The sequence below is a fragment of the Lysinibacillus sp. Bpr_S20 genome (genome assembly GCF_023337835.1).
GTDB lineage: Bacteria > Bacillota > Bacilli > Bacillales_A > Planococcaceae > Lysinibacillus.
Genome location: NZ_JALNLQ010000006.1, coordinates 196,764 through 208,466, shown reverse-complemented (window position 1 = coordinate 208,466; position 11,703 = coordinate 196,764). Strand labels below are relative to the sequence as shown.

Sequence of the window (11,703 nt, the reverse complement as noted above, 5' to 3'; positions counted from 1 at the left end):
GGGGATTACGATGACAAAGAAGATGGAAAAAAAGTATATTCCTTTAGCAAATTATTTTGATATAGCTACACAACAAGAAATTACTTTATCTTTTAGCGAACTCGAAAATATCATGGGACAAGCCTTACCAAATGCAGCTTATTTGAATAGGAGCTGGTGGAAAAAGACAAAGCCCCCTCTCTCTCACTTTTTGTCATGGACAAATGCAGGCTACTATGTCATTGATGTTAAACTTGGTACCAAAGTAACTTTCTCGCGCACACAAATTAAGACTACAAGTAATAATATTTCTAAAAATGATGAAAACCCACCTGCATACATAATTCGAGCAATTGAAGCATCAGATGCTAGATCATTTATTCATTTGCAAGAAGAAATTTTCCAACAGACGGACTTCATGTACAACATGAAAAACGAATTAGACCTTACAGTTCAACAGCTTCGTAAAGATTTAGGCTATTGGAAACAATTAAAAAACCGTACGATTTTACTTTGTATATTAAATGGCATTTTTGCTGGTTATGCCGTTATTCATGGATATAAACACTCTAAAACTAAGCATGTTGCATCAGTCCGCATAGCTGTTAAGGATGAGCATCAACGACAAGGTATCGGTTCAGAGTTGTTGAAGGCGGCTGAACGCTGGTCTAAACAGCGGGATATTTCGCGCTTAGAAGCATCTGTTATGGAGCATAATGAAAGTGCTTTAAATTTGTTTAAAAAACTAGGTTTTCAGCAGGAAGGTATCCGACAAAATGCCATTAAATTAAATGATACCTTTATTAACGAATATAGCTTAAGTAAAATTTTATAAGTTTCTTTTTCAAGGATGTCTAAAACTTATTTGGACATCTTTTTATGTTAATGTTATAGATCAATATCTTACGTGTTCTGCCCGATGCAAATTTTAGAAAACTTGCTTTTCTCTTGCTGAGTCTAAAAATAACAAGTTATTTTCTACTTGCTCATATGATTGCTGATATTTTTCATATTGTACTTTATCCTGGCTGACCATTTCCTCAATTAGCGCATGTAAAAACGAAAACAATACTGGAATAACGTCCAATGAAGATTGCTTTTTCAGACCAAGTGTAAATAACGCACTTGCATATTCCCGAATAGACGACAACGCCGAACCAGTGATAGCAATAATTTTAGCCTTTTTCTTCTTGGCAATTTCTACAATCGTTTGAATGTCGTTTGAATGCTTGTCCCATGAAAAAACTATTAAAGTCGTTTGCTCCCCCATACTGTTAATTTGTTGTACAATATCGTCGGATTCTGGGCGAAGTTGTTTTACATTTGGACGTAAAGTTTTCATTGTAGACGATAACCAATTTGCAATGGACGATGCTTGGCGGGTACCTAAAATATAAACGTTTTCCGCTTCATGCATCCATTTTGAGCTTTTTTGAAGCATATTATCGTTAATCAAATCAATCGTAGCTTGAATATTTTGAATATCACGCTCCATCACCTTACCGAAACTTGAGATATTCCGCTTACTTGAAAAGTATGTAGGTTGAATACTCACACCATTATTTTGAGTCATTAAATAACTTCTAACCTTGTCTTGAAGCTCTACATAGCCCGATAAATCCAGCGCATAACAAAAACGGATAACTGTTGATTCACTAACATTAGCCTGTCTACCAACTTCTGCAGCTCCGTTACCAATTATAACTGTAGGGTTATTCATAACAAATTGTGCAACTTTACGCTGCCCCTTCGAAAGCCTAACAAATCTTCTTTCTATTTCTTCATTTATATTCATTTCTAACAACCTTTCTTTCAATGAAATTATCACGAATGGCGATTGTTTCCTACTGACTCTAATTCGGATCAATTATGCCTTGGCATAATTACGTCCGGAATCGGCTATGTTAGACCGAGTTCCTCTATTTCAGGCGGGTATTTGGACACCTGCTAAAAGAAGTTAAAAATACAGTATCACGATTACAATCTGAATACAATGACTTTTCTGAAAAATCTTCAATGCTTTAACTTGCTAATGCGATAGTTCAAAATAAAAAACATAACATCGTTCCATTTTTAATTTCGATGGTTGATTTCCGTTGCGACTAACGCTTTCGATGAGGCTCGCTCTAGAATCTCGTAGTAGCATTGTATTTCCCAATGAGTCCTTAAACTACGCTCCTCAACTTTTCCACATGATGTACAGCAACGAACCTTATTGATTAATGATTTTAACAGATTTTTAAAAATATTTGTATAAAAATTAATAATTTCTAATTTTTATGTATATTAATTAGAAAAATGCCTTGGATTATCATTCATCCAAGACATTTTTAATTTTTGTTAATCTAATTCCATTTGTTTCGTTTCTTTACCTAGGAATATTACCCCAACAACACCGATAATAATCGCTCCACAGAAAATAGCAAAGATAAAGCCGATATCATAACCCGCTGTCAATAAAGTGCCGACTAACAAAGGTCCAAAAATACCCCCGATGCGCCCAACAGCTGCTGCCATTCCAGCACCCGTTCCACGAATAATGGCTGGATACTGCTCTGGTGTATAAGCATAAAGTGCACCCCATGCCCCTAAGTTAAAGAACGATAAAAACATCCCAGATATTAATAGTACTACTATTGTTTCCGCATTACCAAAAATGAAAGCACTTACAGCTGTACCAATTAAATAAGAAACAAGTACAAATTTTCGCCCGAATTTTTCAATAAACCATGCAGCGGTAAAATAGCCCGGTAGCTGCGCAAGCGTCATAATGAGAACATATTTAAAGCTCGTAATCATATCAAAGCCCTTACCAACCATGACACTTGGTAGCCATAAAAACATACCGTAATATGAGAAAACAACTGTAAACCATAACACCCATAACATAAGTGTCGAGCGTGCATATTTTTTTGACCATACTTCTCTAATATTTTGCCTAACACTTCGTTTCTTAGACTCAGCCTTTACTGCAAATTGTGGTGAATCTGGTAAGTGCCAGCGAAGATAAATTGCATAAATTGCTGGAATTGCGGTTAACAACAATGCACTACGCCATCCCCATGATGGAATAACAAAATACGAAATCAATGCTGCGATTAACCAACCTGCCGCCCAGAAGCTTTCCAGTAATACAACAACTCGCCCACGCTCTTTAGCTTCTACACTCTCAGAAACTAACGTCGATGCGACAGGTAATTCTCCACCTAGTCCCATGCCTACTAAAAAGCGTAGTGTCATAAAAGCGGCTAATGTAGTGGTAAATGCAGACAAGCCACTTGCAATCGAAAATAATACAAGCGTCCACATAAAAATTTGCTTACGTCCCACTTTATCGGCAAGCACGCCGAAAACAAGAGCTCCTACAGCCATCCCAATGGAGTTTATGCTACCTATCCAGCCCGATTGACTTGGCGTTAATCCCCAATCGACTGCTAATGCTGCAATTACGAAAGATAATATCCCTACGTCCATTGCATCGAAAAGCCAGCCTACTCCTGCTACCCCCAAAAGCTTATTACGAGAAATAGATTGTTGAAACTTATTTGTTGTTACTGTATTTATTGTCACCTTAATCACCTGTCTTTACACTTGACTTTACATTACATATTTACTATACAGTTGTTTCAAGAAAGTGACAAGCGAAATTTAAATTACCGAATTGTTTCGACAATTTCTGAAATGCTATTGAAAATATGGGGTCATTTGCGTTAAAATGTCTTTTATACAAAAACAACTGTTCTTTCTATAAGAACAAAAGGAGATTGTAACGTTATGTGGAAAGGCCTAATTGAAGAATATAAACAATTTTTACCCGTAACAGAAAATACACCCGCTCTAACTTTAAACGAAGGCAATACGCCTCTTATACATTTAGTTAATCTATCTAAAAAACTTGGCATTGAGCTCTATGGGAAAATTGAAGGCGCAAATCCAACCGGTTCATTTAAAGATCGTGGTATGGTGTTTGCCGTTGCAAAAGCGATTGAAGATGGCAGCAAATGCGTTATTTGCGCTTCAACTGGTAACACATCAGCTGCAGCCGCGGCTTATGCAACACGTGCTGGAATCCAGTCCATAGTTGTTATCCCTAAAGGAAAAGTGGCCCTAGGAAAGCTAGCCCAAGCGACAATGTACGGTGCAAAGATTATCGAAATCGACGGTAATTTTGATGATGCATTAAATATTGTTCGTCAAGTTAGCGAAACAACTCCAGTAGCACTTGTAAACTCCGTGAATCCATTCCGTATTGAGGGACAAAAAACAGCATCATTTGAAATTGTAGATGCTTTAGGAAAAGCTCCAGACTATCTTTGCATTCCAGTTGGTAACGCAGGTAACATTACTGCGTACTGGAAAGGCTTTAAAGAATACGATGCAGCAAAAGGCTCTGGTTTACCAAAAATGTTTGGCTTCGAGGCTGAAGGTGCAGCAGCAATTGTAACAGGTGAACCTATTGCTAATCCTGAAACAGTGGCGACAGCTATTCGTATCGGTAATCCTGCAAGTTGGAAATTTGCAGAAGCAGCTCGCGATGAATCTGGTGGAATCATTGATTCGGTTACAGACGAAGAAATTTTGGCTGCTTACAAATTAATTGCTGGTACTGAAGGAATTTTCGTTGAACCAGGCTCAGCTGCCTCATTAGCAGGCGTTATTAAATCAGTTGAAAACGGCAAGATTGCAAAGGGCTCTAAAGTTGTAACAATTTTCACAGGTAATGGATTGAAAGATCCTGATACTGCCATGAATGTCTCAACTGTAGATGTTGTCTCACTTAAAAACGATGAGGAAGAAATTCGAACATATATCGAGGGCGTACTATGAGTAATATGTGGGAAATCACGGTTCCCGGGAGCACAGCCAATCTTGGCCCTGGCTTTGATTCAATAGGGCTTGGCTTAGCCCTTTACTTAAAGCTAACCGTGTCTTTACAGGATAGTTGGGAAATTATCCACCTCGATGATAATGGTCCTAAAGAGTTTGAGCTGGAAGAGCACTTACTATACGTAATTGCTAAAAAAATTGCGGATCAATATGGCAAGCAACTACCTGCCTGCCGTGTTGAAATGGCAAGTGAGCTTCCATTAGCCCGTGGTTTGGGGAGCAGTGCAGCGGTCATCGTTGCAGGAATTGAACTAGCAAATCAAGTCTGTAACCTAGGTTTAACTGTACAGGATAAACTCAATTTGTCCTCCCAAATCGAAGGACATCCAGATAATGCAACAGCCTCAGTATTAGGGGGATTAACAATTTCTTCGATGGATGAAAATGGAGTAGTTGATACATGTCATGTCAATGATCTAGATGCTTCCTTTGTTGTGTTTGTGCCTGATGTCGAACTAAAAACGAGTGAATCCCGTTCTGTTTTACCAGAACAATTTGACCGTACATATGCAGTAAGGGCCTCTGCAAACGCAAATATGCTAGCAGCATCATTAATGGTTCAAGATTTTAAACGGGCAGGTCGTTATATGGAAGCTGATTTATTCCATGAACCTTTCCGTGCTAATTTAATACCACAATATACAGAAATTCATGCAGCAGCAAAGGCCAATGGGGCATTTGGAACAGCTTTAAGTGGGGCGGGACCAACACTGATTTCTATCATCCCTACTGCTATTGCGCAAGATTTCGTAAATGCCATGAAAAATCAATTTCCAGAGCACGACATTATCTTAACAAAAGCCGATGAATACGGTGTACAGGTAAAATTTGGACGTCTACTACAAAAGTAGACGTTTTTTCTTGAAGGGGGAAGTAGCTTGAAACCAATTATTTTCTGTGATTTTGATGGTACTATAACAGAAACAGATAATATCGTCTCACTAATGACTGAATTCGTTCCAGAGGAATCTGAAAAAATTGCTAAGGCAATGATGGAACAAACTATGACCTTTAAAGATGGCGTTTCAGCAATGTTTGGCCTATTATCGACTAAACAAAAAGATGCTGTTATTCAATATTTATTGGATACAGCCATTATACGGGAAGGCTTTGGTGATTTCGTTCGTTTCGCACAAGAGCACCATATTCCGTTTTATATTGTTAGTGGGGGTGTCGACTTTTTCATTGAGCCCATCTTAAAGAAATACGGGCCATTTTCTGATATATATTGTAACAGTGCTGATTTTTCCGGACAGCAAATAAAGCTCGTCTTTCCAAATGGCTGTGATGAAGAATGTACAAAATTTGAGACACAGGGTTGTGGTTGCTGCAAGCCAAGCGTTATGCGAAAGGTTTCACAGAGCCATCATTTTAAAATTGTGATTGGAGATTCACTTTCTGATTTTGAAGCAGCAAAACAGGCAGATTTAGTACTTGCGAGAGATCATCTTATAAATTGCTGTCAAGACCTTCATCTCCCTTATGAACCCTTTGAAACTTTCTATGATTGCTTAGAAATTATAAAAAACCTTATGGAAGCAGACAAGGCTGTTGTTTCAATATAATTGAACCAATTAAAGACATAAAGCTCATCACCATACCGTGTGTGATGAGCCAGAAATAAGGGCTATGTTCACATAGTGACGCCCTTATTTCTACATAAGAAAAGGAACCATCTTCAATTAGATGGCCCCCTCCAAGTTCATGATTTATTTAGCGCTTTAAAAAGTCTCTTTCGACGTTCATACCAAATAACACAAATGATAAACCACGAATAACCCATGCTCCATCCAGCCAGTACATCTGACGCGAAATGGCGGGCCCCAGCAACTCGAGACAAACCAATAAGTACAGTTAAAACAATTGCCCCAAGCCAAAGCAATGTCTTACGACCCTTGCTATTGTTCTCTGAAAAAATATAGGCTATTGTAAATAAATACAAGATGCCGGTCATAGCATGTCCAGAAGGAAAGCTAAACGATGTTAATTGTTCTTCGATCTCAGGTCTTGTTCGATGCACCCATTTTTTCAATAATTGATTAAGTACATTCCCACCTGCAATGGTTAACAAAACAAATAATATTCCTCGGTTATTTTTTACCTTCCACGCTAAATATACTATTAAAACGATAGCTACAGACACTACAAATGCCGGTTCTCCTATATAGTGGAAAAATTCTATTAAACGATTCCCGAACAATAAATCTGCCATTTTCGTATCAAAAGTACTGATTAATTCACTTTGAAAAGTGACTCGTAACACAAAAAAGATAATGACCGTTAATATTGCTAAGGGATAAGCCCATTTTTTCATATACTACTTCACCCCAAAACTATACGCCGTTTTATGTTTCACATCATATCATATTTAAGTCAGCTAGAGGTGAATTTGCTTTTTATCGACGCATAATTTATGCAAGTAAAGAAGTTAGGTAAATCCCGATTGGTAAAACTTTATCTAACCCAATATGCCCCCTCTTTCTTGGGGTATAACAAATGATTTCTCTTCTGGTTTATTAAAATAATTTGAAAGAGCTAATGCAACGATAAATAAGATGGCAATGATAGGTATTATTTTTCTAAACAAAATATACACTTCCTCATCTTCAATTAGAATTATTTTAATAACACTGGGTCGAATAACCAATCTTTCGGACCGAAGTTTTTATCCTTCTCTCCTCGTACCTCACGAGATATATTATTTTTAATAATTAATTCTCTAAATTTTCTGCTGAACAAAGTCTTTCGATATAAGTAACTTCCATCATGGCTCCATTCTGCAGATAAAAAAACGTCACTTTTTATATTGGTTAAATCTTCGCGATTATAAATATCAGGACCATTGATTACCCCGCTTAAGCCACAACAGCATGGAGGCTGTTCTGTTGCAAAATACAATTTAACTCTTTCAGTACTACTCTTTGGCAATACTTGTGTCGGTATAATTTGAAAAGCTTTTTGCTTCCCGTCTTCTGGTCCTTGATGAATAACCTCTAAAAGTTCATAGCCTTTAATATTCTCTTGCTTCATTAATGTTACTAATTCCTGTGAAGCTACCCAATATCCGCTCACATGAACTAGATGTCGATCTTTCATTTCTGTTGTATCTATCACTAATGGTGAAAGTTGCTCTTTTGCCATTAGTCCGCAGTGCTGGCAATGGGTGCTGATAGAAAATAAAGTTCCTCGATCCTCTATAAACATATCAGGTGAATTACCTGTTGAGTTTAATGTGAACAACTGGGCTTGTTCATATTCACTATCTGAAAAGTCGAAATAAAAACGTTCTCCGATAGAAACAATTCCTAATTCATTTTCCAATGATTTATAAAGTGCTGCTACATGTTCATATGTAACATCTTCATTTAATGTAAAAATAGGATTAAACGAAGCCTTTAATTTTCTCTTTCTTATTTCAGGCGCACCGATAAAAATACCATGGCGATTATACACATTAATGACTTGATCTCGACTAGATTCATCTATAGAAAATAAATTTTCAAGTTCTACTTTCAAAATACACGCCTACCTTTATATAAAGTTTTATGGTGAAGTATGTTGACTAGCTAGTAACTTTAAAAAAATCTACAATCTCTACTTTATTCATAGATAGTCAGGCTCTTATCTTAAACGAAATCTCTTATATAGTATTACTTACTATAGCAAATCTACTTAACCACGATTATCTTAAGCGTACCAGTACTTACACCGACATTTCAATGTTGGATTTACGCCAATTTTTTGGCGGTCTTAGACTTAATTTTTGGCGTGATTTGGCGGACATAAAAAAACACCGCCATTTTTTGGCGGTGTTACAACGAAAAGATAGGTATTTAGATTTATAATTTAGTTATAATTAACTAAGTCAAAATATGGAATCACAAAACCACCTAAACTCTCCCTTTTTATTGAAAAATATACCAACGGAAATAAGTATAACATATAGATAATCTATAGTAAATTCATTCTTTCTGCAAGATTTACAGCCTCTGTTCGCGAATCTACATTCAACAAAGAAAATAGCTGAGTTAAATATCTTTCGGTTGTTCGTTGAGGAATATTTAATTCTATAGCAATCGCTTTATTCGTATGTCCTTCCGCAATGAGTCTTAAAATTTTCTTTTCTTTTTCATTTAAGTGAATATCGAGTTTTGCATCCTGCAATTTAAATTTATTATCGAGAAAATCCAAGAAATTTTGAGGTAACACAATTTCACCATGTGCAATGGCTCGAACAGTTCGTAAAATTTGTTCCTTAGATGCTGTTTTAGCTAAAATCCCTTCTATTTTCCGTTCTAAAATAAGTGGATAATAATCAGTAATATCATCACCAGTATAAAGAATAATTGAAGCATTTGACTGGATAGCTTTAATGTTACGTGCTAAATTAATACCGTTTTCTAACGGCATATTTATATCAATTAAGTAGATATCATATGGTTTATTTTTAATTCTCTGGATGACATGCGTCGCGTTACTTTCTGTATCAACTATAATATCTTCATTTTCTTGAAATAAATTTTTCGTCCCCTCTAACACAATAGGGTGATCATCCACTATGAGCATCGTAATCAAGTGTATCACTTCCTTCTTTTACTGTAATTCTAATAGACATTCCTGCATTAACCTGTGAATCGATGTAAAACTGCCCGTTAAAGGCTTTTACACGCTCTTGCATACCTTGAATTCCCATCGATTCTCCGACAATAATATCATCAATTTTACAGCCTACACCATCATCCTTGTAGATGATTTCAAAACCATAGTCCGTTTCCTGTAAACGAATTTCAACAGTTGTTGCATAGGAATGTTTTAAAGCATTGTTGAGTAATTCTTGAAATAGTCGATAAATCATTAAATTCATACGTTCATCCTCTAAATAAAGACGATCTATCGTATAAATTAATGTAAAACCAGCTCTTTCTATTACTTTACGAATTAATTTTTCTAACGCAGCATTTAGCCCTAATGTATCTAATAATGGGGGCTTTAAATTTTCACAATAAGCTCTTAAATCATGTAAAGACATAATCATCTGCTGATGAATTTTCTCAAGTTTTTGCTGAATATCAGTTGTATCTTTCGCATTGACTAGAACATCTACCTCTCGGGCAATATGGAGTTGCTCCTGCAAATTGGTATCATGTAATTCTTGAGCTAATTGATATTTTTCCTCTTCAAATCTTAACCATAATAATTTGCTTAACCAAGGTAGTTGACTATCATCTGCTTGCCTCATATGTTTTAGTTCCTCTAACAGCTCTTCTACCATCTTTGTATTTTCAATAAAATTGTTTACATACAATAAGAGCAATTCAAGCCATAGAAGCTCTTCATCTTTTAAATGAATCGAATTTTTATGTCCCAATACTAAGGCTCTTTTATAATGAGCATCTTGATGGAGGAAGGCTAAGTAGACTTTGTCAATTCTCCGTATTTCTCCTAATTTTAAATCCTCTATTAACGCTGGATTAATTGAAAGTCTTCCCTCAACCGTTGAAGTAAATTGATTTGTGTCATAGTTATAGGTTAATACAAATACATGCTCTAGCTCAAGATGTAGAGAAACCTCTTGAGCAAACTTCTCTAAAAGCTCATCTATTTTAATCGTTTTACCAATCCTATCTACAGCAGTGTATAGCTGATGTATATAATCCCCTTTTGTCGAAAATAAGATTTTTCGTTTTCGATAATCGACTTTCTCTTTTATGTAAAAAAGAACAACTAACGATGTAAAAGTAAAGAAAGAAACACCTGTCATTACGGATATAGTTAAATACTTTCCTGCAATCCAATACAATCCAACTACAAACCATAAAGTAAAAATCAATGAAAAGATTACATAATAACGTAATCTAGTAATATGATATTCAATATCAAATAATCGTTCTGCTACCTGTGTAAAGATAAAGCTAAAAGGAATAAGCAATAAAAATAAAGAGCAGATTTCACCTGACAGAATAAACGTATCAAAAAAAATTTTAGGGAGTGAATATAAAAAAAGAAATGGCAGAAACGGTATCAATATACTACTTAACAATATTTTCAACTGAGGTGATTTATATTTGAAATAGCTTAGTAATAAAATACCAAGAATAATAATAAGGAGAATGAAGAAAAGGACTAACACTGCTTCAGATAGACAATAATAAGAAGCGGGATAGAAAGTAATAATACAGCCCAGTGAAAAAGCGATTACAGGGCATATATAGAAGAATTTGATATTGTTTGTAAACAGCCAATTGATTTTTACAAACGAATAATACTCTCTTAAAAAATGTAATAATAGGACTAAACACAATACCATACTACTACGATTTACTATTATCCCTATTCCATTTACTCTACTAGATACTCCACTGCTTACATAAGCCAATGAAACAGTTAACATAAAAAAAATAAGTAAGTTAGCAGCCTTTGTGCTTTTTTGATTAAAATGTAGATATATAGTAATGAAAAGAGTTAAAAAATAATAACAAGCTGGAAATAGTAATATATAGTAAAGTTGGTGAGGGATATCTAAATGCTTAATATGTATATCTTCTATTTCTCCATTTGGCTTCATTATCGTTATTTTATTACCAGCTACTATTGTAGATTTATATTTCAATTGATTTAAATGATCCATTGACACATCATCTACGCTTAAAATAACATCAGATGGTGAAATACTTCCCCACTCTTTCCACTCTTTATAGTAAGGTTGCGTTACTCCCCACTTACCATTCTCTTCTTCCACCTCAATTTCCAATAATGGCCTACTATAATTCGCATAATTCAGATACATACCAATCACTAAATAGAGCATTATAGCAGGCCAAAATAACTTACTACCCA

At 35.5% G+C, this 11,703-nt stretch carries 10 protein-coding genes; 4 read left to right on the top strand and 6 right to left on the bottom strand.

Annotation, left to right across the window (positions count from 1 at the left end):
* The first annotated feature begins 10 nt into the window (after nt 1-10).
* Nucleotides 11-814 carry a GNAT family N-acetyltransferase gene (locus MWJ95_RS16330; RefSeq protein ID WP_249074752.1) on the top strand — a complete coding sequence of 268 codons (804 nt, stop codon included), beginning with the start codon at nt 11-13 and terminating at the stop codon, nt 812-814.
* Nucleotides 815-907: 93 nt separating this feature from the next.
* On the opposite strand, the gene MWJ95_RS16325 is transcribed toward MWJ95_RS16330, so the two are convergent.
* On the bottom strand, nt 908-1,774 hold the full coding sequence (locus MWJ95_RS16325) for a MurR/RpiR family transcriptional regulator (protein ID WP_249106741.1): 867 nt from the start codon (nt 1,772-1,774) through the stop codon (nt 908-910).
* Between the two features lie 545 nt (nt 1,775-2,319).
* Nucleotides 2,320-3,549 (bottom strand): MFS transporter, encoded by a 1,230-nt coding sequence (locus MWJ95_RS16320; protein ID WP_249074754.1) that lies wholly within the window; start codon nt 3,547-3,549, stop codon nt 2,320-2,322.
* A gap of 204 nt (nt 3,550-3,753) precedes the next feature.
* Here MWJ95_RS16320 and thrC point away from each other — a divergent pair, with 204 nt between their 5' ends.
* The 3 genes from thrC to MWJ95_RS16305 are packed head-to-tail and all read left to right on the top strand — an operon-like array spanning nt 3,754 to nt 6,431.
* The gene (gene thrC, locus MWJ95_RS16315; RefSeq protein ID WP_249074755.1) at nt 3,754-4,806 is read left to right on the top strand and encodes a threonine synthase; all 1,053 of its coding nucleotides are present in this window, start codon (nt 3,754-3,756) and stop codon (nt 4,804-4,806) included.
* On the top strand, nt 4,803-5,717 hold the full coding sequence (gene thrB / locus MWJ95_RS16310) for a homoserine kinase (protein ID WP_249106738.1): 915 nt from the start codon (nt 4,803-4,805) through the stop codon (nt 5,715-5,717). The genes thrC and thrB overlap by 4 nt, the downstream gene beginning before the upstream one ends.
* A gap of 27 nt (nt 5,718-5,744) precedes the next feature.
* Nucleotides 5,745-6,431: an MtnX-like HAD-IB family phosphatase gene (locus tag MWJ95_RS16305; RefSeq protein WP_249074757.1), complete on the top strand. Its 687-nt coding sequence runs from the start codon at nt 5,745-5,747 to the stop codon at nt 6,429-6,431.
* 137 nt (nt 6,432-6,568) lie between these two features.
* Here the strand turns inward: MWJ95_RS16305 and MWJ95_RS16300 are convergent, their stop codons facing one another.
* The 4 genes from MWJ95_RS16300 to MWJ95_RS16285 form a co-directional block, all read right to left on the bottom strand.
* Nucleotides 6,569-7,180: a phosphatase PAP2 family protein gene (locus MWJ95_RS16300; RefSeq protein WP_249074758.1), complete on the bottom strand. Its 612-nt coding sequence runs from the start codon at nt 7,178-7,180 to the stop codon at nt 6,569-6,571.
* A 302-nt stretch (nt 7,181-7,482) separates the two neighbouring features.
* Complete coding sequence (locus tag MWJ95_RS16295) at nt 7,483-8,382, bottom strand: hypothetical protein (protein WP_249074759.1); 900 nt, start codon at nt 8,380-8,382, stop codon at nt 7,483-7,485.
* Nucleotides 8,383-8,817: 435 nt separating this feature from the next.
* Nucleotides 8,818-9,432 carry a response regulator gene (locus MWJ95_RS16290; RefSeq protein ID WP_249074948.1) on the bottom strand — a complete coding sequence of 205 codons (615 nt, stop codon included), beginning with the start codon at nt 9,430-9,432 and terminating at the stop codon, nt 8,818-8,820.
* Nucleotides 9,416-11,674 carry a sensor histidine kinase gene (locus MWJ95_RS16285; protein WP_249106759.1) on the bottom strand — a complete coding sequence of 753 codons (2,259 nt, stop codon included), beginning with the start codon at nt 11,672-11,674 and terminating at the stop codon, nt 9,416-9,418. Before MWJ95_RS16285 ends, MWJ95_RS16290 begins: the two co-directional genes overlap by 17 nt.
* Nucleotides 11,675-11,703 lie beyond the last annotated feature (29 nt).

What these genes read in the sequence shown, in the direction of transcription:
- MWJ95_RS16290 (WP_249074948.1), bottom strand. Translation starts at nt 9,432, where the DNA reads ATGCTCATAGTGGATGATCACCCTATTGTGTTAGAGGGGACGAAAAAT.
- thrC (WP_249074755.1), top strand. Translation starts at nt 3,754, where the DNA reads ATGTGGAAAGGCCTAATTGAAGAATATAAACAATTTTTACCCGTAACA.
- thrB (WP_249106738.1), top strand. Translation starts at nt 4,803, where the DNA reads ATGAGTAATATGTGGGAAATCACGGTTCCCGGGAGCACAGCCAATCTT.
- MWJ95_RS16300 (WP_249074758.1), bottom strand. Translation starts at nt 7,180, where the DNA reads ATGAAAAAATGGGCTTATCCCTTAGCAATATTAACGGTCATTATCTTT.
- MWJ95_RS16325 (WP_249106741.1), bottom strand. Translation starts at nt 1,774, where the DNA reads ATGAATATAAATGAAGAAATAGAAAGAAGATTTGTTAGGCTTTCGAAG.
- MWJ95_RS16330 (WP_249074752.1), top strand. Translation starts at nt 11, where the DNA reads ATGACAAAGAAGATGGAAAAAAAGTATATTCCTTTAGCAAATTATTTT.
- MWJ95_RS16285 (WP_249106759.1), bottom strand. Translation starts at nt 11,674, where the DNA reads ATGCTCTATTTAGTGATTGGTATGTATCTGAATTATGCGAATTATAGT.